We start from the raw sequence: 21,757 nt of genomic DNA on the forward strand, positions 1-21,757 counted from the left end.
ACCAACCGTCCCACACGAACCTGAGAGCGGGCTGGGCTTTCCCGGCCCGCGGCAGCGTCACCGATGTCACTTCCGCTCGCTGTCCCGCACCCGCTGCGGGTCCGCGACGTCGACCTCGGGCGAGTCACTCGCCTCACCCAGGATCCCGGCGGCCCACTCGGTGATCCGGCGCGCGACGTCCTGGTCGGTGAGCCCGAGCTCGGCGAGCACCTCTCCCCGGGAACCGTGGTCGAGGAACCGTTGGGGCACGCCGATGTCGCGGAGGGGGACATCGACCTCCGCGTCCCGCAGCGCCGCCGCCAGCGCCCAGCCGACGCCTCCGTGCCGGCCACCGTCCTCGACCGTGACGACCATCCGGTGGTCCGCCGCGAGCGCCACCAGTTCCTCGGGTACTGGCACGACCCACCTCGGATCCACCACGGTGACCCCGATTCCCTGGTCGGCCAGTCGGTGCGCGGCGCGGACGGCCAGTTCGGCGAAGCTACCGACGCCGACCAGGAGGACGTCCGCCTCGGTGTCCTCCCGGAGGACGTCCACCGGGCCGACGCGCCGGACGGCCTCGATCCGGTCGCCGACGTCGCCCTTGGCGAACCGGATCACCCCGGGCCCGTCGGTGATCCGCACCGCCTCCCGCAGCGCCTCACGGAGGGTGTCGGCGTCCCGGGGGGCGGCGACCCGGATGCCCGGCACCACACCGAGGATCGACAGGTCCCACACGCCGTTGTGGCTCGCGCCGTCCGAGCCGGTGATCCCGGCGCGGTCGAGCACGACCGTCACCGGCTGCCGGTGCAGCGCGACGTCCATCAGCAGCTGGTCGAAGGCGCGGTTGAGGAACGTCGCGTACACCGCCACCACGGGGTGCATGCCCGCCATCGCCAGACCGGCGGCCGAGGTCAGCGCGTGCTGTTCGGCGATACCGACGTCGAAGCACCGCTTCGGGTAGGCCGAGGCGAACCTGTCCAGGCCGGTCGGCCCGAGCATCGCGGCGGTGATCGCGACGAGGTCCTGGCGCTCCGCCCCGATCCGCACGAGCTCGTCGGAGAACACCGAGGTCCAGCTCGTCCCGCCGGAGGCCGTGGCCGGTTCCCCGGTGACCGGGTCGATCACACCCGTGGAGTGCATCTGGTCGGCCGTGTCGTTCTCGGCCGGGGCGAAGCCCGTGCCCTTCCTGGTGACCGCGTGCACGATGACCGGGCCACCGAACGCCTTGGCCCGGCGGAGGGCGGCGTCGAGGGCGCCCAGGTCGTGTCCGTCCACCGGCCCGAAGTACTTCAGCCCGAGGTCCTCGAACATGGCCTGCGGGCTGATGGCGTCCTTGAGCCCGCGTTTCGCCGCGTGCAGACCCGCGTAGATCGGACGGCCGACCATGGGGATGCTCTGGAGGGTGCGCTTCCCGCTCTCCAGGGCGCGTTCGTAGCCGGGCCGCAGGCGCAGCGACGCCAGGTGGTCCGCGAGGCCGCCGATGGTGGGCGAGTAGGACCGGCCGTTGTCGTTGACCACGATCACGAGCGGGCGGTTGCCGTCGCCGGCGATGTTGTTCAACGCCTCCCAGCACATTCCACCGGTCAGCGCGCCGTCACCGACCACGGCCACGACGTGCCGGCGGGCGCCCTGGAGCTGGTAGGCCTTGGCGAGCCCGTCGGCGTAGGAGAGCGCGGTCGAGGCGTGGCTGTTCTCCACCAGGTCGTGTTCGCTCTCGGCCCGCGACGGGTAGCCGGACAGCCCGTCCCGCTTCCTCAGCCGGTCGAACCCTCCCTGACGACCCGTGATGATCTTGTGCACGTAGGCCTGGTGCCCGGTGTCGAAGACGACGGGGTCGTGGGGTGAGTCGAAGACGCGGTGGACGGCGAGGGTCAGCTCCACGACCCCGAGGTTGGGCCCCAGGTGCCCGCCGGTCCGCGAGACCTTCTCGATGAGGAAGGAGCGGATCTCCTCGGCCAGTCGCTGGAGCTCACCCAGCTCCATTCTCCTCAGATCAGCCGGGCTGTGCACGGACTCGAGCAGGGTCACCACTCCACCTCAATTCAGTGCCGTTCGCCAGCCCCGTCCAGGTACGAGGGCGTACTCCCACGGACAGGGTGCGGCCGGTCAACTACGTCGCGCCAGTCTACGGACGGGTAACCCGAGGGCACCGTCCCGGTCGCTGCGGGGTGTGAGCCTGGCGTGACGGCGCCTCACCGGAGTGGGTAGAGGGCCGGGACAGACTCGAGCGCGTTCCCCCCAATGAACTTACCCAGCGTGAAGGGAATCACTCCTCGGGGCTAACAGCCGGCGTCGTGGTGGCGGTATCCCCGTTCCCGTCCGCCTGCTCGAAGAGTGCCACGCACTCCACATGGTGCGTCATCGGGAAGGCGTCGAACGCACGCAGTTCGGCCAACCGGTACCCCTGCTCCCTCAGTAGCCCGACGTCCCGGGCGAAGGCAGCCGGGTCGCAGGCCACGTGCACGACCCTTGCCGGGCGGGCTGCGCCGATCTGGCTGATCACCTCACGACCGGCGCCCTTGCGGGGCGGGTCCAGCACGACCACGTCGGGAGCGCCGCCACCGAGGCCCCGGGCGAGCACCCGCTCCACCCGCCCCGTCACGAAGCTCACCTGGGGGAGGTCCGCGAGCTCCCGCTCGCCGTCGGCGACGGCGCGGGGAGCTGACTCCACGACGACCACCGCTCCCCCGGTGCCGACCTGCTCGGCGAGCACCGAGGCGAACAGACCCGCTCCCCCGTAGAGGTCCCAGGCCGTCCCTCCCCTGGGGGCGCGAGTCCAGGATCCGACGGCCTCGGCCAGCACGTCGGCGGCGGCGGGGTGCACCTGCCAGAAACCGTGGGGGTGGACGCGCCAGTCGCGACCAGCGGCGCGCTGCACGGCCACTCCGTCCCCGGCGATCCGGCGCGAGGTCGGGCGCGAGCCGCGCCCCGGCCGGAGCTCGCTGACGTGCACCTGCTCGTTGGCGTCGACGGTCACGTCGAGTTCGATACCCGGCCGCCAGCGCCGTCCCAGCAGCCCGTCGACCATGCCCGGCACGGACAACGGGCATCCGGTCGCCGCGACCACCCGGTGACTGCGGTGGGCCCGGAACCCGGCGACCCCGGCGTCGTCCACGGCCAGCCGTACCCGGCTGCGCCACCCGAGCACACCACCGGGCAGTTCCTCCACGACCACGGAACGGTCGACGCCGGCGATGCGGCGCAGCTGCTCCTCCACCACTCCGGCCTTGATCGCGCGCTGCCGCTCCGGGCGGACGTGCTGCCAGTCACAGCCGCCGCACCCGCCCGGACCGGAGAGCGGGCAGCTCGGGGTGACCCGGTCCGGGGAGGCGGAGTGCACGGTGACGGCGTCGGCGCGGCAGTAGCCGCCGCCGTTGTCCTCGGTCACGAGGGCGGTCACCCGCTCCCCGGGCAGGGCGTGCCGGACGAAGACCACTCGGCCCTCGTGCCGGGCAACGCAGAAACCACCGTGTCCGGGAGGGCCGACCTCCAGATCGATCCGATGTCCTGTCCAGTCCGGTCGCTGGCTCGGCGCAGAGGTGCTCACCGCGGGACGGGGTCCTTTCCGACATCAGGGAAACGCTCGTACCCAGCGTAGCCCCAGCCGGGCCGGAGGAACGGGCAGCGGAGGTGCCGCGCCGGCGGGGCGCCCGGTCGCCGCGGCCCCCTGGCGGGACGAGAACGGACGGACGGGCCCGCGCACCGCGAAGGGGGCCACGCCCCCACCGCCGGCACCCCGACAACGACACACCAGTCTTTCAGGGGAAATCGGCGACGGGGACCCGACAGCGGAGGATATCCCTGACCCTTTGTTCCGACAATCAGGGGAATGATCCGGAAAAAGCTCCACTTCGCGACACCAGACCCCACCTGAACAGGCATTACCCCGCATATCGCGATCGCTTTTATCATTCGGTGGTGCTCGAGCACGGAGGGTCAACGCCTTGACAGGTGATATCGGGAATGTCGAGCGGAAGGGTCCACTTTCGCAGCAAGATCCGCTGATACGGTCCGACGCGGTGAACACGGAAAACGACTCCCGGCGGCGCGGGCCGCCCACTCTCCCTTTCTGGGGAGTCCCCTCGTAACCGATGGAGAAGGGTTGTCCAGGTGAAGACTCCTGACGAGAAAACCTCCTGTTCGACCGTCCGCCGCCACGCACGCGGCGCGACGGCGGCTGTGCTCGGCGCCGCGGTCGCCGCCGGCGTCCTGCTCGTTCCCACGGCGTCGGCCGACCAGGACGAGGGCAACGCGCGGCTGCTGCCCCGACCGCTGAACTCACTGCTCGACACGACCCAGGAACGCTTCCACGCCCAGGTCGTCGTCAACGGCGAGGTGGTGTGGGAGCAGACGGGCGAAACCTCCGACTGGACGATCTCCTCCACCGAGGACAACGTCGTGGTGGGCGGGCCCGTGCACGACGCCGCGCAGTGCGACAACGAGGTGTCACCGACCAGCCGCCTCTCCCTCCTCCAGGGAGTGTGGACGCTGGCCGACTTCCTCACGGGCCTCACCACGCTGATCTGCCAGGAACTCGACTCCGGCACGGCGGAGGGGACCGACCCCGCGACGGCCGGGGAGACCACGACCCTGCCGGAGGACGCCCCCGGGCGGTGGTGGCAGAACTCGGCCGGCTGGGACCTGCCCTGGTGGGCTCGGACGCCGGACGCGGAGCGACGGCCCGAGGACACCGGCTCGTCCACCACGCCCGAACGGGACGCGGAGGAGGACCAGCGGGGAACGGCGGGTCCGGTCGAGGACGGCACGACGACGCGCGTCGGCTGAGCACCGCCGCGGACGACGAGGGGCCAGCCGTGGCTGGCCCCTCGTCGTCCACCAGGACATGACCAGGGCGGTGGGGAGCGATCCAGGGCCGGCCGCTCGGCGACGGCGATCACGCCGGGTGATCCAGCCGATCCAGCCCGACAGCGGGGCCGGGTCGGCGAACTCCGCCGCCTCGGGGACGACGGCTCAGGGACTCCCAGGTGAGCGGCTGTCCCGTGCGGAGGCGGGGGAGGCCTCCGGTTCGCTCATCGCTCCGCCGGCACCCACCTCGTCCGGAGCCGAGGACGGCCGGACGTCGGCGGTTCCCCCGGCTCCCGCCGGCGACGGGGATTCGGGCGCCGCCCGCGCCGCCTCCTCCTCGACGATCCGGTTCGCGCGGCGCACCGCCCAGATCGTGAGCAACAACGCGACCGCCGTCAGCGGGGTGCCCATGCTCAGGCGCGCCACGCCGAGCCAGCCGGCCTCGTCCGCGTCGTAGAGCCACTGCTGGACCACGAACCGGGAGAAGAAGAACACGGTCCACAGGGCGGTGGCGAGCTGGTAGGCCGCCCGCGCGCGCGGTACCGACCGCCAGGCGAAGCCGGAGCCGTTCAGCCCGGCCCAGATCACCCCGACCAGCGGCCACCGCGCCACCATCGAGACCAGGAAGGCGATGCCGAAGACGAGGCTCGCCCAGATCCCGTACAGGTAGAAGCCCCGCTCGGAACCGGTGCGATAGGCGATGAAAGCGCACAGCAGGACGCCGAGCACACCGGAGACCGCGGGTTGGAGCGCCTCCTTGCGCACCAGGCGCCAGACCGCGATCAGCACCGCGCCGCCGATGGCGGCCCACAGCGCCACCTGCCACTCGGTCAGCGCGCTGACCGAGACGAAGAGCACCACGGGGATCACCGACGCGATCAGCCCGGAGATGCCCCCCATCTGCTCGAGCAGGGTGGGTGCTGGCGGTTCCGCTGGGTCGGCGACGTGTGCCGCGGCGTCCGTCGGCGACACCGCCGGACCGGTCGGTTCCGGCTCGGGTTCCGTGTGCGTAGTTCTGGGTTCGCTCATGCCGTCGTCCGCAACTCGTCCTCGGCGTGTGGGGTCAGGACCCGGCCCGTCGACACCACCGCGTCGAGCGTTCCGCGTGGGCGCCGACCAGCCGGGAACTCGCCGTCCGCCCACGACCACTGTAGCCCCGGCACCCGTTCACCCCGAACGGTCGATCACTGAGCGGAGGCGAACGTTCTCGGAACGGTGAGGACGGGCACCCTCCGTCGTCCGTTCCCTCCCCACACCCGACGACGCCCATCCGTTCGGGGCGGATGACTGGTCGAGGAGGAGCCGTCGCCCTGACGGGAGACCGGGCAACGGCACGGACGACGGGTCAGCGCGCGGTCTGCCTGCGCTGCGTGATCGCCGCCTGGGCGTCACGCACCTTCGCCTGGCCCTCCTGCTGGGCACGAGCCTGTTCGAGGTGGGCCTCGACCTGCTTGGGGAGCTTGATGGGCAGTGGGGTGCGCACCGGCAGCGGGTTGGTACCCCGCACCACGATCGTGTCCCGGACGACGTCGCGCAGCAGGGTGGCCAGCGCCTCGCTGTGCTCACTCGGCCCGGCGGCGACGCCGCGCAGCAGCCAGCGGGGACCGTCGACGCCGAGGAAGCGCAACGTGACCTTCGGGGAGGTGGACACCAGTTCCGTGTCCCACTCCCCCGGTTCCTTCCGCACGCGGGCCCCGTCCTTGCCCAGCTGCTCGGCGAGCTCGGTGCGGATGTCAGCCCACAGGCCGCTCGACCGGGGAGCCGCGAAGGCGCTGACGGTCAGCCTCCCCACCTGGGTCACCAGGTGCACGGCCCGGACCGGCCCCGAGGGGTCCACCTCGACCTGGAGCTGGGACCCGTTGGGCACGGGCAACCGGACCGAACCGAGGTCGAGCCGGCTCAGCTTGTCGTCCGGGGCCTCGTTCTCGTCGAACGGCCCGACGACCTCACCGCCGGATGCGGCCTCCTCCTCGGTAACACGGTCCCGCTCGGAACGCTGACGTCGGCCCCATCCGAACATCCGTCACACCTCCGTCTCTGCCGCCAGCGACCCCACCGGGCCCGCCGCACCTGCTGTGTCGCCCGCCACCGTGGTCGGACCGGAGCCCACCACCGCTGCCCCCGTGTGATCCAGAGTGGCATGACCTCCGGTGGAACCGTAGCCACCGGAACCACGCTCGGACGGCGGCAACTCGGCCACCTCGTGGAATTCCGCCTTTTCGACCCGTTGGACCACCAGCTGGGCGATGCGGTCCATCCGTTCCAGTCGGACGGGCTCCCTCGGATCGTGGTTGATCAGACAGACCCGGATCTCCCCGCGATACCCGCAGTCGATCGTGCCCGGCGTGTTCACGACGCTCAGGCCCACCCTGGCCGCCAGCCCGGACCTCGGGTGGACGAAACCCGCGTACCCGGGGGGGAGGGCCACGGCGATCCCCGTTCCCACCACCACACGTTCTCCCGGAGCGAGTTCCACGTTGCTGGTCGTGACCAGATCCACTCCAGCGTCGCCCTCACGCGCGTAACTGGGAAGTGGAACCGCCGGATCCAGCCGGGTCAACAACACCTCGACGCCTACCACGAGCGGCGAGACTACTCTGACCCACGTGACTGACAGTACGGGCACGGCACCCACGCCGAACGTCACCACCGGCTCCGCCGGTCCCCAGGGCGACGTGTCGGGGCTCCCCCGCACGCGGCAACGCCTCTACGTGCCGTGGTGGGGGTGGCCGCCAGCGCTCGGCGCGGCGGTTCTGCTGGGTGTCCAGATCCACATGGGCTACCCGGGCCCCCGGGCCTGGATCCCCTACGTCGTTCTCGCCACGGTGATGGTCGCCGTGCTGGTGTGGCTCGGCCGGGCACGGGTCGAGGTCGGCGGTGGCGACCTGGTCGTGGGGCCCGCCCGGATTCCCACCCGGTTCGTGGGAGAGGTCGAGGTCGTCGACAAGGCCGACAAGGGCCGGGCGCTCGGACGGGAACTCGACCCGGCGGCCTACGTCGTCCACCGCGCCTGGGTCGGGCCGATGGTGTGGGTGGAGATCACCGACCCCCAGGACCCCACGCCCTACTGGTTGTTCAGCGCCCGCCGCCCGGAGGAGGTCAGGGACGCGTTGCTCGCCGAGAAGGAGGCGTCAGCCGACGCCTGACCCGGCTGGGCGGGTCGGTCACCCGACGTCGCGGGCACCCACTCCGAGCACGGACGCGGGGGCACGGAGCCGTCCCGAGGGTTCCGCGTCGTCGTGGCCGGAGCCGGGCACCCGTCCGGCTCCCCGGCCCACTGTCCTCGGAGCTCTCAGGCAGCGCAGTCGCGGCAGACGTAGCGCCCACCGCGCTCCTCGGCCAGCCGGCTGCGGTGGTGCACCAAGAAGCACTGCGAGCAGGTGAACTCGTCGGCCTGCTTCGGGAGCACCTTGACCGTCAGCTCCTCGCCGGACAGGTCGGCCCCGGGCAGCTCGAAGTTCTCTGCGTTCTCACCCTCGTCGACGTCGACGACCGCAGCCTGGGCCTCGTTCCGCCGTGCCTTCAGCTCCTCTAGCGAATCCTCAGCGAGGTCGTCCGCCTCGCTTCTGCGCGGAGCGTCGTAGTCGGTCGCCATCGTGTTCACCCCTGCGATCAACGGAGACTGTGTTTCGTGCCGCTGGACAACGTCCGAGCACCCGTGTTTGTGCCCATCCCCGACGTGACGGAGGTCTCGTCCGCACCTCGGGCCGCGGATCCGGCCACCAGCGGGAGCCAGTAACCGTGTCCGGGGCGGGGCGAGGGTAGCTCACGAACGCGGACCATGAGCGTCGGGTCACCCGGTCGACGTAACGGAGAGGACACGGCCGCTCGCACACGCTGTTCCCTCACCTCCACCTCAACCCACGAGTTGTGACAAACATCACAGTTAGCAACCCGGAGTGATCATTCCGACGTCTGGAGAGGTGCGGGGTACGCCGGCTGGCAGGGTTCCTCCCGGCCACCCGGAGTCCTGTTCGTCGACGCCGAGGCGAGCCAGGGCGGTCGTCCCGGCCGCCGAGGACGCCCGATCACCTCTGGCGACCCCGCCCCGGGAGCCCGGAGTGGCCGGTCGACGATCACGAAGGCGCCACCATGCCTGCCACTGCCCAGCACGAAGCTGGGTGACCGCATAGGCTAAAACAACCTGCCCGGCTGTCAACCGGGTCATCCAAAGCTTGAGTCGGGGGAGGCTTGCAGGACGTGGGTGCCCGGAAAGGAACACCACAGAACACCGTGCCGAGGTACCGGCGCCGCAAGCCCCTACCGGCGTTAATCCTGATCGCCGTGCTGGGGGGCGTGGCCGGCTGGGTGTGGACCGGCGTCTTCGACAACATCGAGACCATCGAGGAAGCCACGAGGTGCTCGCCGCCCTCGGTGCGCACCACCGCCCCGGACGAGGAACCGCCACCGGAGCCCGGTGAGGCGATGCCGAGGGACGCGCTGGACCGCACCGACCCGGCCCCGCCCTCCCAGGTGATGGTGACGGTGCTGAACGCCAACGGCGTCCGAGGCCAGGCGACGATGATCGCCGAGGAACTGTCGGCGCTGGAGTTCGAACAGGCCTACCGGCCGAACAACGACCCCGTGTACGCCGACCAGGACATGGACTGCCACGGCCAGATCCGGTTCGGACCGAACAGCGCGGCGATGGCCAGGACCCTGAGCCTGGCGGTTCCCTGCGCTGAGCTGGTCAGCGACCAGCGGCAGGAGGCGACGATCGCGCTCGCGCTCGGCTCCAAGTTCGACGAGGTCAAACCGAACGCGGCCGCCAAGGAGATCCTGGAGCAACTGGCGGCCTGGGGAACCGACCAGCCGAGCCAGCAGGGCGGCCAGCAGTCCGACGGTGGCGACACCGCCGGCCCCGCCCTCGACGAGGAGATGCTGGCGGCCGCCCGGGACGTGAGCTGCTGACCCCTCCGGGGTCGCCGCCCGCGCCGCCCCGGGGGCCGCGCCGACCACTCCCTCAGACGGATCCGAAGCCCGCCCCCGGCAACGCGGACCAGAGCGCGTCCGCGATGCCGGGGGCGGCGACGAACGTGAGGTCACTCCCGTGGCTCCCGGGAGAGCCGCCCAGGTCGGCCGCCACGCCGGGCTCCGACCCCGGCAGTCGGACGACGGCGCCAGCCTCGGCCGCGATCAGGGCACCGGCTGCCCAGTCCCACCGGTGCAGCCCGTGCTCCGCGTAGGCGTCCACCCACCCGGCGGCGACCGCGCAGAGGTCCAGTGACGCCGCTCCGGCCCGGCGCACGTCCCGGACCACCCCCAGCAGCGAGCTGACCGCGGACGCCTGCCGGCTCCGGCGGGCTGGGTCGTAGGCGAACCCGGTCGCAACCAGGGTCGTGTCCAGCTCCCTCCGGTCCGACACCGAGAGGGGCATGTCGTCCAGCGTCGCCCCCAGGCCCTGCCCCGCGCTCCACACCCGCCCGCTCGCCGGTTCGACCACCGCGCCCGCCACCGACGTGCCGCCGTACTGGACGGCCACGGAGACGCCGTACCAGGGGTAGCCGTACAGGTAGTTCACCGTCCCGTCGATCGGGTCGACGACCCAACGGGGGGCGTCCGGCCCGGCCTCCTCCTCCCCGCCGCCCTCCTCGCCGAGGACCGCGTCCCCTGGCCGGAGCTCGGCGAGGCGCTGGCGGATCAGCCTCTCCGCCGCGTGGTCGGCCTCGGTGACGACGTCCGTCCTCGTGCTCTTGGTGTCGACACCGCCCTGGTAGTCCCCCAACGAGCCCCGGCGTTCCCGTACCAGCTCGGCCGCCTCACGGGCGAGCGCCACCGCCGTCGAACGGAGTTCGGCCACCTCCTCACCGGCGAGCGCGGGTCGGGAGGACAGGGGGGACGTCGACTTGTCTGCTGCCACCCGTCCATCGGATCACAGGGTGGGAGTCCCGACCATCGCGCGGGTAACACAGCTCACGCTTTCCCACCGGGATGACCTATGGTTCTGCACACCATTAGCTGAATCGAGTAGGAAGGACCACGGGATGGGCGCTACCCGGGGCTTCGGCATCGACATTGGCGGTTCCGGCATCAAGGGGAGCCTGGTCGATCTGGGGGCCGGAGAGCTCGCCGCCGACCGGGTGCGTATTCCCACCCCCCAACCCTCCAGGCCCGACGCGGTCGCCGACGTCGTGGCCGAGATCACCAAGTCCTTCGGGTGGGACGGAGCGGTGGGCGTCACCCTGCCCTGCGTGATGAGCCAGGGCGTCGCGCACACCGCGGCCAACGTCGACGACGCGTGGATCGGCACCGACGCTCAGAACCTGTTCGCGGAAAGGTTGGGACGCCGCCGCGAGGATGTCGTGGTGCTCAACGACGCGGATGCCGCCGGCACCGCCGAGATGACCTACGGGGCCGGCGCCGGCCGTGGCGGGCTGGTGGTCGTCCTCACCTTCGGCACCGGGATCGGCAGCGCGATGTTCCTCGACGGCAAGCTGATCCCCAACTCCGAGCTGGGTCACCTGGAGGTGGACGGTCACGACGCGGAGAGCCGGGCGGCGGCGTCGGTGAAGGACGACGAGAAGCTGTCGTGGGAGGAGTGGGTGGTCCGGGTCAACCGGTACGTCCACGCGCTCGAACGAGCGTTCTGGCCGGACCTCATCATCGCGGGCGGCGGTGTCAGCAAGAAGGCCGACAAATGGCTCCCACTCCTGGACATCAGGACGGAGATCGTGGCGGCCAAGCTGCGCAACGACGCCGGGATCGTCGGTGCCGCCGCGGCCGCGCGGGCCGTCGGGAGCACATGAGGAACGGGGCGCACCGGCCGCTGACCAGGGTGAACCCCGGGCGGCGGCCGGGTACCCGCCGGGGATGGGCGGCACGTCGCACTCGGGCGGGGAACGCCGGTACCGGTGAGATCGTTCCCCCGAGAGGGCCTCGCGGGGGGTTCGCACCCACGGGCTGTCGTTACAATGGAACGCGCCCCCTCCGATCAATCGACCAAATCGGCTGGCGGGTAATTCCCCGAACACGTGGCGGCCGAGGTGTGCGACCTGCGGCTTGCCGTGATCGATCGTCGCGAAAGGGCGTACGTGGCAGCCGCAAACACAGCAACCCGACGCTCCAGCTCCGTCGCCGCGGGCGGCGCCAAGTCGACGACGGCCACCCCGGCTCAGGCGGCCGCCAAACTTGACGCAGAGACACCCGCGAAGAAACCGGCCTCGCCGCGGAAGACCTCCGCCAAGAAGCCGGCGGCCAAGGGCCGGGGCAGGAAGAGCGAGAAGGGCACGGCGGGCAAGTCTCAGACCAAGGCCAAGAAGGGCCTCGAGTTGGACGAGGCGGTGGAGCTGGAGGCCGCCGCCCCCGGTTCCGACGACCTCGCCGACGTCGCGGTCGACCTGACCGAGGAGACGCTGGCCGAGACGGACACGCAGGAGGAGGAAGCCGCCAAGGCTAGTGGCGACTTCGTCTGGGACGAGGAGGAGTCGGAGGCGCTCCGCCAGGCGCGCAAGGACGCGGAGCTGACCGCGTCGGCCGACTCCGTCCGGGCCTACCTGAAGCAGATCGGCAAGGTGGCCCTGCTCAACGCCGAGGAGGAGGTGGAGCTCGCCAAGCGGATCGAGGCGGGTCTCTACGCCGCCGAACGCGTCCGCAAGGCCGAGGACGAGGGCGAGAAGCTCTCCCCCCAGCTCGGCCGGGACCTGCGGTGGATCGTCCGGGACGGCGAGCGGGCCAAGAGCCACCTGCTGGAGGCGAACCTCCGACTCGTGGTCAGCCTGGCCAAGCGCTACACGGGCCGCGGCATGGCGTTCCTGGACCTCATCCAGGAGGGCAACCTCGGCCTGATCCGCGCCGTCGAGAAGTTCGACTACACCAAGGGCTACAAGTTCTCCACCTACGCGACCTGGTGGATCCGCCAGGCCATCACCCGTGCGATGGCCGACCAGGCGAGGACCATCCGGATTCCGGTCCACATGGTGGAGGTCATCAACAAGCTCGGTCGCATCCAGCGTGAGCTGCTCCAGGACCTGGGCCGCGAGCCCACTCCCGAGGAGCTCGCGAAGGAGATGGACATCACCCCGGAGAAGGTGCTGGAGATCCAGCAGTACGCCCGGGAGCCCATCTCGCTCGACCAGACGATCGGTGACGAGGGCGACTCCCAGCTCGGTGACTTCATCGAGGACTCGGAGGCCGTGGTGGCGGTGGACGCCGTGTCGTTCACCCTTCTCCAGGACCAGCTCCAGTCGGTGCTGGCCACCCTGTCCGAGCGGGAGGCCGGCGTCGTGCGGCTCCGCTTCGGGCTCACCGACGGCCAGCCGCGCACCCTGGACGAGATCGGCCAGGTGTACGGCGTGACCAGGGAACGGATTCGGCAGATCGAGTCCAAGACGATGTCGAAGCTCCGCCACCCCTCTCGCTCCCAGGTCCTGCGGGACTACCTGGACTGAGCCGAGCCGGCCCCGGCGGTACGACGACGCGAACGGGCGTCTCCCCTGTGGAGGCGCCCGTTCGCGCGTCCCCGCGCCTCCCCGATGAACCAGGCCCATGCCGTCCGGGGTCGGGAACAGTGGCGGGTGCGCGGTGGCACTCGTCCTCCCACCTGGTTGCCCTGCCCTGTTCGCGCCCTCCCGACCAGCCCTCCCACCGACTAGCATCCCTCCTCGGCGGCCGCCTGGGCCGACGTGGGGAGGATGGCGGGACATGAGGCGAAATGTGACGGTCATCACTGGTGGTTCCCGAGGCATCGGGGCCGCGACGGCCCGCCTGCTCGGCGCCGAGGGTCATCACCTCGTCGTGGGGTACCGGCGGGATCGGGACGCCGCCGACCGGGTCGTGGCCGACGTCGTGGCCGCCGGAGGACGGGCGGTCGCCTGCGCGGTCGACATCGCGGACGAGGACGCCGTCGACCGCCTCTTCGAGGTGGCCTCGGAGCGGTTGGGCCCGGTGACGGGCCTGGTGAACAACGCCGCGATCACCAGCAGGCTGGGTCCGCTCGCCGACTCCGACACCTCGGACCTCCGGTCGGTCGTCGAGGTCGGGGTGATCGGCTACCTGTTGTGCGCCCGCCGGGCCGTCCGCGCGATGTCCACCTCACGGGGCGGCGGGGGCGGGGTGATCGTGAACGTGTCCTCGGCGGCGGCCACTCTGGGGAGCCCGGGCGAGTACGTGCACTACGCGGCGAGCAAGGCCGCGGTGGACGCGATGACGGTGGGGCTGGCCAAGGAGGTCGCCGCCGAGGGCATCCGCGTGAACGCGGTGGCGCCCGGGACCGTGCACACCGAGATCCACGCGTCGTCGGGGGACCCGGACCGCGCGACCAGGGTGGCGACACGCATCCCGCTGGGCCGCGCCGGGCAGCCCGAGGAGATCGCGCACGCGATCAGCTGGTTCCTCTCACCCGGAGCCAGCTACGCCAGCGGGGCGGTCCTGCGGGTCGCTGGGGGCAACTGACGGGCCCGGGCGGCCAGCCTCCCTCGGCGCCGCTGGCGGGCCCGCTGGAGGCTCGCTCGGGTCTCGCGCGGACGCCAGGGGCGCGAGACCGCTTCCACACCTCGGGTGGCGCCCGGTCAGCCGGGTTCGGGTGGCGGGCCGGCCGGCTTGTCGTCCCGGGTGCGCAGCGCCACCGCTCCCACCACGCAGAGGATCCCGACGGCCTCCAGCGGTGCGGGCACCTGGGCGAGCACGACGAGGCCGGTCACCGTCGCGGTGACCGGCAGGAGCGCCAGCAGCAGCGCGAACCGCGCCTGACCGACCCTGCGCAGGACGATCTGGTCCAGCAGGTACGGCACCAGCGTCGAGAGCACCCCCACCCCGACGGCCAGCACCAGCAGCCTCGGTGAGCCCCACACCGGCCCGGTGCCCACCGCGAGCGGGCTGAGCAGCACCGCCGCGACGGTGAAGCCCACCGCCATGTCGTCGAAGCCGTTGCCCCCGGTGGCGACCCGCTTGCCCAGCACGATGTACGCCGCCCAGAACGCCGCCGCCAGCAGGGCGAAGAGCACGCCGAGGGGACTGCCGCTCAGGCGGACGTCCGCGATGAGCAGCACACCGAGCACCGCCAGGCCCAGCGCGCCCACGTCGCGCCGGGTCCTCGTCCCCAGCGCCGCGACCACCACCGGCCCCATGAACTCCACGGCCACCGCCGTGCCCATCGGGAGCCGGGCGATCGCCTCGTAGAAGGCGATGTTCATCAACGCGGTCGCCGTCCCGAACAGCCCGGCCAGCAGCAGACGGCGGCCCCGCCACGCCTCCCGTCCCGGACGCCGCCAGGCCAGCAGCACCAGCGCCGCTCCCACCACCCGTAACCAGGCCACCGCCCAGGGGGAGATCTCCTCGAACAGCCAGACGGCGATCGCGGCCCCCACGTACATGGAGAGCCCTCCCGCGACGAACAGCGCGGGCGCCGGCGGCGGGGTGAGCGGACGTGATCGGCTCAGGAACGACACCGCCCCATGGTGCCTGTGCGGGTGTCGAGCCGGTGGGGTACCCAGGGGATGAGGACGGGCGGGGACGGCACCGTCGCCGTCGGTACTCCGATGGGACGTCCGGGTCGGGACGACTGCTGCAACCGGGTGGTTGGGCGTGACGAGGCTCGCGACTCGGACCGGGAACACTGACGGATGCTCGAACGTCTGAAAGAGTGGTACCGCGGAACACCGCGGCCCGGTCCTCGACCGGACGATGGTGGACCGTGGTAGGCCCCAACGGTGTCGGATACCCCGGCCCCGGGACGGAGGGAGATGGAAGATGACCGGAACGCTCACCCGCCCCGAGCTCCGCGCTTCAGACCGCTGCGACCGCTGCGGGGCCGCCGCGAAGGTTCGTGCCGTACTCCCTTCCGGTGGAGAACTCCTCTTCTGCGCTCACCACGCCCGTGAGCATGAGGCGAGACTCCGTGAGCTGGCTGCCGACCTCCAGAGCTGATCATCTGGGCGGACAGCCTCGAGACGCACCACCACGACGTCAGTGAGACCCGCGAAGCGGGTGGCCGGGAAGTTCCCGACCACCCGCTTCCGCGTGTGTGGCGTGGTGTGGGCGGCGGGGGACCCGCCGTGTTGGCGGCTGGCTCCCCTCAGCGCCCGACCGCCGCCGCCCGGCGGCGGGAGACGGCGTCGACGCTGGCGGCGAGGAGCAGGACGACCCCGGTGACGATCGACACGACGGCCGCCGGCTGCCCCAGGAGACCTAGCCCGTTGTCGATGGTGGCGATCACGGTGCCGCCGATGACGGCGTCCCGCAGCCGGCCGCGACCTCCGAACAGGGAGGTGCCCCCGATGACGGCCGCTCCGACGGCGAAGAGGAGGGTGTTCCCGCCTCCGGCCTGGGGGTCCACCGACCCCACCTTCGAGGAGTAGATCACCGCGCCGATGGCGGCGACGGTGGAGCACACGACGAAGACGCTCATCCGGATCTTCACGACGTCGATCCCGGCGCGCCTGGCCGCCTCCCGGTTCCCGCCCACGGCGTAGATGTGACGGCCGTAGCGGGTGCGGTCCAGGACGAGGGTCCCCAGGACGAGCAGGACCAGGACGATCGGCACCACGTAGGGGACGCCGGCGATGACGGTCTGGTCGTTGGGCGAACGGTTCAGGGTGAGCAGCCAGGTGCCCACCAGGGCCAGCAGGACCACCGCCCCCAGCTTGCCCAGCACGAGCGGGGTTGGCGCGGTGACGACCCCGGCCCGCACCTGGCGCAGGTGACGTCCCCACCCGAGCGCGACGTAGCCGAGGACGGCGACCAGCGCGAACAGCCAGCTGCCCCACACGGGAAGGCTGCCGTTGGCGACGGCGAAGAGCACGTCGTCCCGCAGTCCCAGCGTCCCGCCGACGCCGACGAACTGGAGGACGACCCCGCCCCAGGCCAGGAACAGGGCGAGCGTCACCACGAACGCGGGTATCCCGACCCGGGCTACCAGGAAACCGGTCAGGCACCCGATGGCCGTACCGACGCACACGGCCAGCAGGATCTCCAGCCACGGGTTGGCCGGGACACCCAGCACCACGAGCAGCAGCCCCAGGGTCGCCAGGCCCGCGCCGATCCACAACCTGGCCATCAGGGCCAGGACGACGGCGAGGACGATGGCGCCGCAGAAGAGCAGGAAGACCGCGGTGCCCATCGCCCCGAGGAGGTTGCCGTTGTTCACCAGGTGCAGGGCGAGCACGGACGCGGCCACCCCGGAGGCCGTGCCGGCGGAGAGGTCGATGTCGCCGAGCAGCAGCACGAAGACGAGGCCCATGGCGATGACGACGATCCCCGCGCCCTGGCCCAGCAGGTTCGCGAGGTTGCCCAGGGTGAGGAAGCGATCGGAGAGGACCGTGAACACGACGAAGAGGGTGAGCAGGCCGAGGAGCGCCGGCAGCGCGCCCAGCTGCCCGCCACGCAGCCGGGCCACGTAGTCGCCGAGCGCCTCCCGGGTGGTGCGGCGGGTGGTGTCGATGGCGAACCCGTCGGTGGGTTCCGTTCGCTCCTCACCGGAGGAGGAGTTCGGGGAGAGCTGGGTCATGGCCGTCCTCGCGGGCTGGGTGAGGCTGCCCGAGGTCACCGGAGCCCCTGGGCATCGGAACTGGTGGGGGGGTCGTCGGGTTCAGAGCGCGACGTTCTCCGCTCGGGGAAGCCCGAGGTCGCCGGACCGGCCGGCGGTGATGAGCTCCACCACCTGGGCATGGGTGGTGTCGCGGGTGGGGAGTTCGGCGACGAGCCGGCCGAGGTAGAGGGTCGCGATCCGGTCGGCGACCTCGAACACGTCGTTCATGTTGTGGCTGATGAGCACCACCCCCAGGCCGCGTTCGGCGAGCCGCCGGACGAGGTCGAGGACCTGCCGGGTCTGGGCGACGCCGAGTGCGGCGGTGGGCTCGTCGAGGAGGACGACCCTGCTGTTCCACAGGACGGCCTTGGCGATCGCGACTGTCTGGCGCTGCCCGCCGGAGAGGGCGGAGACGGGGGTCCGCACCGAGGCCACGGTGCGGACCGACAGCGAGGCGAGGGTGTCCCTGGCCGCCCGCTCCATGTCCGTCTCGTCCAGCAGACCGCCCCTGGTGCGTTCGCGTCCCAGGAACATGTTCTGCACGATGTCGAGGTTGTCGGCGAGCGCAAGGTCCTGGTAGACGACCTCGATGCCGAGGTCCGCCGCGTCCTTCGGGCTGGTGATGCGGACGGGCTCCCCGTCGAAGTGGATGCTCCCACCGTCCACCGGGTGGATGCCGGCGATGCACTTGACGAGGGTGGACTTCCCCGCTCCGTTGTCGCCGACCAGCGCCGTCACCTCACCGGGGCGCACGGCGAGGTCGACGTCGTGGAGGACGTGCACCGGCCCGAAACTCTTGTTGACGCCGCTGAGCCGCAGCACGGGTCGCACCGGCTCGGTCGGGTCGGCGGGTGACCCCGCCCGCTGGTCATTCACCGGGTCCTCCTCCACCGCCGTCCTGACGGGAATCAGTTGATGCCGAGTTCCGCGCAGTGCTCAGCGACCGCCCCGTCGCAGAGCCGGTCAGCGGTGACCCAGCCGTCGTCGACCACGTCGGCGACGTTGTCCCGGGTCACGAGGACGGGTTCGAGCAGCACGGCGTTCACCTCGCGCTCGCCCACCTCGTCGGCGACGGTGCCACTGACCTGCTCCTCGGCCGCCCCCTCGTCACCTCCGGCGAGAGCGAGCGCGAGGTCCACCAGCGCCTGGGCTTCGAGGGAGACCGGCTTGTAGACGGTCATGCACTGTTCGCCCAGCAGGATCGACCGGAGAGCCTCGGGGTCGGCGTCCTGCCCGGTGACGGGCACCGTCCCCGCGAGCCCGCTCTGCCGGAGGACGTTGATCACCGCCCCGGCGAGCCCGTCGTTGGCGGCGACGACTCCGTCGACGTTCCCGCCGTTGGCGGTCAGGATCTGCTGGAAGGTCGTGCCGCCACGCTGGTTGTTCCACTGGTCGATGGGTTGGCTGTCGACCAGCTCGTACTCCCCGGAGTCGTAGAGCGGCTGGAGCACCTGCCGCTGCCCCTCCTGGAAGAGGCTGGCGTTGTTGTCGGTCGGGGAGCCCTGGATCTCGATGATCTCGGCGCCCTCGGTGTCACCGAGGCAGTCGACGAGCCCTTCGGCCTGGAGTTCGCCGACCCGCACGTTGTCGAAGGAGATGTAGTAGTCGGCCTCCCCGCCGAGGGTGAGCCGGTCGTAGTCGACCGTGGTGATGCCGGCGGCCGTCGCCTTGCGCTGGACGGTCGCGCCGCTCTCGCTGCTCAGGTTGACGGTGGCGAGGACGTCGACGCCGCGTTGGATCATCTGGTCGGCGATGGTCGAGAAGCGTTGGATGTCGCCCTGGGCGTTCTGGATGTCGGCGTCCACCCCGGCCTCCGCGAAGGCCTGTTCGAGGTAGGGCTTGTCGAAGCCCTCCCAGCGCGCGGAGCTGCGCGTGTCGGGCAGGATCACGCCGACGGACAGTCCGCTCGCTCCGTCGCCCCCGGTGGCGTTGTCCTCCTCGGGTGCGTCGGCCGCCTGGTTGGCTCCGCACGCGGAGAGGGCCAGGGCGGCCCCGGTGACCATCACGAGCAGGGTCCTGCTGCGCATTGCCGTCCCCTATCGACTTCCCGCCGGGCGTGGCCCAGCCCAGCGACCCACGTTGGTTGCTGACGGCAACAAGGTAGTCACCGGAAGGAGGGAGGTGGAACAGCGAGAACGAGGATGGCTCGAATCCTGTCCGGTGAATGACACGGATTGCGACGACCGCAGCAACCCGGTGGGCTGGTCAGCTCCGACGCGATTCGGCGATCGGCGGCAGGACGGCGCCGCCGTTCGCCGCGTCCGACAGGACGAGTCCGCTACGCCATCGACGACGTTCGACAGCGCCGGGCGGCCGGCGCCGCTCGCGGTGTCCCGGACGGGGCCGGCGGCTCCGGAGCCCTCGTCGGCGCGGGGCCGGTCACCCGCTCCCAGGTGCGACGAGCCCCGTCTCGTAGGCGACGATGACGGCCTGTGCCCGGTCCCGCAGGCCGAGTTTGGCGAAGATCCGGCCCACGTGGGTCTTGACGGTCGCCTCGGCGACGAAGAGGTCCTGGGCGATCTCCAGGTTGGACCTGCCTCGGGAGATGAGGCGGAGCACCTCCACCTCCCGCTCGGTGAGGTCGTTGAGCCTGGTCCGCGAAAGCGACCCCGGGCGGGGGTTCGCGGCGAAGCGTTCGACCAGCCGCCGGGTGACGGAGGGCGCGAGCAGCGCGTCCCCCGCAGCGACGATCCGGACGGCCGCGACGAGGTCCTCGGGTTCGGCGTCCTTGAGCAGGAAACCGCTCGCCCCGGAGTGCAGGGCCTCGTACACGTAGTCGTCGATGTCGAAGGTGGTCAGCATCAGCACCCTGGGGAGGGGCGCGGCGGCGGGGGAACCGGCCGGCGGGTCGAGGATGCGCCGGGTGGCCTCCAGGCCGTTCATCTCCGGCATCCGCACGTCCATCAGGACGACGTCGGGGCGGGTCGCCCTGGCCTCGCGGACCGCCTGCTCGCCGTTCGCCGCGACACCGACCACCTCGATGTCCTCCTCGTCGTCGAGGAGGGCGGCGAAGCCGGCGCGCACCATCGACTGGTCGTCCGCGATCAGGACCCGAATCACCTGTTCTCCCCCTCGTCGGCTCCACTACCCGGCTCCGCCAGCGGTAGGACCACGGTGACCAGGAAACCACCGGCCGGTGTCGGACCGATCATCGTCTCCCCACCGAGCAGGGCCACGCGCTCGCGGATGCCGAGCAGGCCGTAGCCGTCGCCGGACTTCGCCACCCCGGGGCGGTCGGCCGGCGGTCGATCGTTGCGCACCGACACCACGAGACCTCGGCCGTCCCCGCGCACCTCCACGCTGCTCGTCGCACCCGAGGCATGCCGCACCACGTTGCTGAGCGCCTCCTGCACGGTCCGGTAGGCGGTGAGCTGCACGAGATCCGGGACGTCCTCCGGCAGGTCACCGAGGTCGAGCGAGACCGGGGTGCCCGCGCGCCGGGTCGCGTCGACGACCTCGCCGAGCCGGTCCAGGTGCGGCTGCGGTTCCGTCTCCGGTTCGCTGTCGTCGGCGCGCAGCACCGAGAGCAGCCGCCGCATCTCACCGAGCGAGGTCCGGGCGGCGGCGGCGATGGAGTCGAACTCCTCCCGGGCCTCCTCGTTGATGCCCTTGCGCCGGCGGGACACCGTGGCCGACTGGACGGCGATCACCGACATGTGGTGGGCGACGACGTCGTGCAGCTCCCTGGCGATACGAGCCCGTTCCTCCAGCAGTTCCCGCCGGCCCCGTTCGGTCGCGCTGAGCCGCTCCTGCTGGTGGAGCTCCGCGCTCGCCTGCCGGCGCAGCCGCACGTTGTACCCGACCAGCAGGGCCACTCCCGAGAGCACGGAGAACCATCCGAGGGAGGGGACGGAGGTGCCGGTGAAGGCGCCCGCGACCGCCCAGGCGACCAGCGGCCCCACCGCGAGCATGGTCATCCAGGCCGTGATGGCCACTCTTGGGGGTCGGTGGGCGGCCACCTGGTACTGGACCACGAGGTAGACGGCGACGGCCTGCGGTAGCCACGGCCAGACGGCGTACTCGTTCACGGGTTGCGCCAGCAGGGGGACGACCACGCCCACCAGGGAGAGCGACCAGGCCGTCATGGGTCGGTAGCGGCTGACGACGAGGGGGGCGCACACGAGCGCCGCGACGAGCAGCCGGGGAAGACCGTGGAGCAGTTCGAGCGCGCCCTTGCTGTAATGGTCGGACGTGTAGAAGAACACCGTGACCCCGAGGATCCCCGCCAGGAGGGTCAACAGCGTCCAGACGACGCGCCCGGCGCGACCCGGTGGCGGTGGCCTTTCCTCGGTCCAGAACTCCCGGAACCGCGAACCCGCCGCCGTCCGCCAGCGTGCCAGCTGGTCGCGGGGGTCCTCTCGCTGCTTCATGCGACGAGGCTAGGGACCGGCGGCGGCGGCGCGCGTCCACCTCGCGGTGGGCCCGCTCCTCATCCCGTGGTCGGAGGTTGCCGGCGGCGGGCGACGCGAGGGCGAACCGGCCTGGACCGGGTCTGCGCCGGGGTGG

Annotated in this window: 20 protein-coding genes; 7 read left to right on the forward strand and 13 right to left on the reverse strand. The window is 71.7% G+C overall.

The features are described from left to right. Positions 1-66: 66 nt before the first annotated feature. The gene (gene dxs / locus C1701_RS04775; protein ID WP_026418346.1) at positions 67-2,010 is read right to left on the reverse strand and encodes a 1-deoxy-D-xylulose-5-phosphate synthase; all 1,944 of its coding nucleotides are present in this window, start codon (positions 2,008-2,010) and stop codon (positions 67-69) included. 238 nt (positions 2,011-2,248) lie between these two features. After that, a complete protein-coding gene (locus C1701_RS04780) occupies positions 2,249-3,529 on the reverse strand; it encodes a class I SAM-dependent RNA methyltransferase (RefSeq protein WP_051313810.1) in 1,281 nt (426 codons plus the stop codon). A gap of 563 nt (positions 3,530-4,092) precedes the next feature. Between C1701_RS04780 and C1701_RS04785 the strand changes: the two genes are divergently transcribed. Then, a complete protein-coding gene (locus C1701_RS04785) occupies positions 4,093-4,767 on the forward strand; it encodes a hypothetical protein (protein ID WP_155886087.1) in 675 nt (224 codons plus the stop codon). A 186-nt stretch (positions 4,768-4,953) separates the two neighbouring features. Here the strand turns inward: C1701_RS04785 and C1701_RS04790 are convergent, their stop codons facing one another. The 3 genes from C1701_RS04790 to dut form a co-directional block, all read right to left on the reverse strand. After that, positions 4,954-5,817, reverse strand: coding sequence for a DUF3159 domain-containing protein (locus C1701_RS04790; RefSeq protein WP_026418344.1), 864 nt, complete (start codon positions 5,815-5,817; stop codon positions 4,954-4,956). Between the two features lie 316 nt (positions 5,818-6,133). Further along, entirely contained in the window at positions 6,134-6,808 is a 675-nt protein-coding gene (locus C1701_RS04795) for a DUF3710 domain-containing protein (RefSeq protein WP_026418343.1), read from the reverse strand. A gap of 3 nt (positions 6,809-6,811) precedes the next feature. Beyond that, the gene (dut, locus tag C1701_RS04800) at positions 6,812-7,369 is read right to left on the reverse strand and encodes a dUTP diphosphatase (RefSeq protein ID WP_162147293.1); all 558 of its coding nucleotides are present in this window, start codon (positions 7,367-7,369) and stop codon (positions 6,812-6,814) included. A gap of 25 nt (positions 7,370-7,394) precedes the next feature. Between dut and C1701_RS04805 the strand changes: the two genes are divergently transcribed. Then, positions 7,395-7,934 (forward strand): DUF3093 domain-containing protein, encoded by a 540-nt coding sequence (locus C1701_RS04805; protein WP_103055606.1) that lies wholly within the window; start codon positions 7,395-7,397, stop codon positions 7,932-7,934. Positions 7,935-8,080: 146 nt separating this feature from the next. On the opposite strand, the gene C1701_RS04810 is transcribed toward C1701_RS04805, so the two are convergent. Beyond that, on the reverse strand, positions 8,081-8,383 hold the full coding sequence (locus tag C1701_RS04810) for a DUF4193 domain-containing protein (RefSeq protein WP_026065628.1): 303 nt from the start codon (positions 8,381-8,383) through the stop codon (positions 8,081-8,083). A 638-nt stretch (positions 8,384-9,021) separates the two neighbouring features. On the opposite strand from C1701_RS04810, the gene cei reads away from it, so the two are divergent. Continuing rightward, the gene (gene cei / locus C1701_RS04815; protein ID WP_026418341.1) at positions 9,022-9,699 is read left to right on the forward strand and encodes an envelope integrity protein Cei; all 678 of its coding nucleotides are present in this window, start codon (positions 9,022-9,024) and stop codon (positions 9,697-9,699) included. Between the two features lie 52 nt (positions 9,700-9,751). Here the strand turns inward: cei and C1701_RS04820 are convergent, their stop codons facing one another. Further along, positions 9,752-10,648, reverse strand: a complete 897-nt coding sequence (locus tag C1701_RS04820) for an inositol monophosphatase family protein (RefSeq protein WP_372492968.1) — start codon at positions 10,646-10,648, stop codon at positions 9,752-9,754. Positions 10,649-10,772: 124 nt separating this feature from the next. On the opposite strand from C1701_RS04820, the gene ppgK reads away from it, so the two are divergent. From ppgK to C1701_RS04835, 3 genes are all read left to right on the forward strand, one after another. Beyond that, positions 10,773-11,534: a polyphosphate--glucose phosphotransferase gene (ppgK, locus tag C1701_RS04825; RefSeq protein WP_026418339.1), complete on the forward strand. Its 762-nt coding sequence runs from the start codon at positions 10,773-10,775 to the stop codon at positions 11,532-11,534. Between the two features lie 285 nt (positions 11,535-11,819). Next, positions 11,820-13,175: an RNA polymerase sigma factor gene (locus tag C1701_RS04830; protein WP_026065630.1), complete on the forward strand. Its 1,356-nt coding sequence runs from the start codon at positions 11,820-11,822 to the stop codon at positions 13,173-13,175. 253 nt (positions 13,176-13,428) lie between these two features. After that, positions 13,429-14,178 carry an SDR family oxidoreductase gene (locus C1701_RS04835; RefSeq protein WP_030103929.1) on the forward strand — a complete coding sequence of 250 codons (750 nt, stop codon included), beginning with the start codon at positions 13,429-13,431 and terminating at the stop codon, positions 14,176-14,178. Positions 14,179-14,294: 116 nt separating this feature from the next. On the opposite strand, the gene C1701_RS04840 is transcribed toward C1701_RS04835, so the two are convergent. Beyond that, positions 14,295-15,098 (reverse strand): EamA family transporter, encoded by an 804-nt coding sequence (locus tag C1701_RS04840; protein WP_035272908.1) that lies wholly within the window; start codon positions 15,096-15,098, stop codon positions 14,295-14,297. A 376-nt stretch (positions 15,099-15,474) separates the two neighbouring features. Between C1701_RS04840 and C1701_RS28095 the strand changes: the two genes are divergently transcribed. Continuing rightward, on the forward strand, positions 15,475-15,651 hold the full coding sequence (locus tag C1701_RS28095; protein WP_085944855.1) for a DUF7455 domain-containing protein: 177 nt from the start codon (positions 15,475-15,477) through the stop codon (positions 15,649-15,651). 148 nt (positions 15,652-15,799) lie between these two features. Here the strand turns inward: C1701_RS28095 and C1701_RS04850 are convergent, their stop codons facing one another. From C1701_RS04850 to C1701_RS04870, 5 genes are all read right to left on the reverse strand, one after another. Continuing rightward, the gene (locus C1701_RS04850; protein ID WP_026418337.1) at positions 15,800-17,230 is read right to left on the reverse strand and encodes a sugar ABC transporter permease; all 1,431 of its coding nucleotides are present in this window, start codon (positions 17,228-17,230) and stop codon (positions 15,800-15,802) included. Between the two features lie 81 nt (positions 17,231-17,311). Next, a complete protein-coding gene (locus tag C1701_RS04855; RefSeq protein WP_026418336.1) occupies positions 17,312-18,082 on the reverse strand; it encodes an ATP-binding cassette domain-containing protein in 771 nt (256 codons plus the stop codon). A gap of 77 nt (positions 18,083-18,159) precedes the next feature. Next, positions 18,160-19,278, reverse strand: a complete 1,119-nt coding sequence (locus C1701_RS04860; RefSeq protein WP_026418335.1) for a sugar ABC transporter substrate-binding protein — start codon at positions 19,276-19,278, stop codon at positions 18,160-18,162. A gap of 352 nt (positions 19,279-19,630) precedes the next feature. Further along, positions 19,631-20,311, reverse strand: a complete 681-nt coding sequence (locus C1701_RS04865) for a response regulator (RefSeq protein WP_026418334.1) — start codon at positions 20,309-20,311, stop codon at positions 19,631-19,633. After that, entirely contained in the window at positions 20,308-21,621 is a 1,314-nt protein-coding gene (locus C1701_RS04870) for a sensor histidine kinase (RefSeq protein WP_051313809.1), read from the reverse strand. The genes C1701_RS04865 and C1701_RS04870 overlap by 4 nt, the downstream gene beginning before the upstream one ends. Positions 21,622-21,757: the final 136 nt, after the last annotated feature.

It is taken from the genome of Actinoalloteichus sp. AHMU CJ021 (genome assembly GCF_002895405.1).
GTDB lineage: Bacteria > Actinomycetota > Actinomycetes > Mycobacteriales > Pseudonocardiaceae > Actinoalloteichus_B > Actinoalloteichus_B caeruleus.

Coding starts and splice junctions, on each gene's coding strand:
- C1701_RS04790 (WP_026418344.1), bottom strand. CDS start 5,817: ATGAGCGAACCCAGAACTACGCACACGGAACCCGAGCCGGAACCGACC.
- C1701_RS04795 (WP_026418343.1), bottom strand. CDS start 6,808: ATGTTCGGATGGGGCCGACGTCAGCGTTCCGAGCGGGACCGTGTTACC.
- C1701_RS04810 (WP_026065628.1), bottom strand. CDS start 8,383: ATGGCGACCGACTACGACGCTCCGCGCAGAAGCGAGGCGGACGACCTC.
- ppgK (WP_026418339.1), top strand. CDS start 10,773: ATGGGCGCTACCCGGGGCTTCGGCATCGACATTGGCGGTTCCGGCATC.
- C1701_RS04835 (WP_030103929.1), top strand. CDS start 13,429: ATGAGGCGAAATGTGACGGTCATCACTGGTGGTTCCCGAGGCATCGGG.
- C1701_RS04840 (WP_035272908.1), bottom strand. CDS start 15,098: ATGTACGTGGGGGCCGCGATCGCCGTCTGGCTGTTCGAGGAGATCTCC.
- C1701_RS28095 (WP_085944855.1), top strand. CDS start 15,475: ATGACCGGAACGCTCACCCGCCCCGAGCTCCGCGCTTCAGACCGCTGC.
- C1701_RS04850 (WP_026418337.1), bottom strand. CDS start 17,230: ATGACCCAGCTCTCCCCGAACTCCTCCTCCGGTGAGGAGCGAACGGAA.
- C1701_RS04860 (WP_026418335.1), bottom strand. CDS start 19,278: ATGCGCAGCAGGACCCTGCTCGTGATGGTCACCGGGGCCGCCCTGGCC.
- C1701_RS04870 (WP_051313809.1), bottom strand. CDS start 21,621: ATGAAGCAGCGAGAGGACCCCCGCGACCAGCTGGCACGCTGGCGGACG.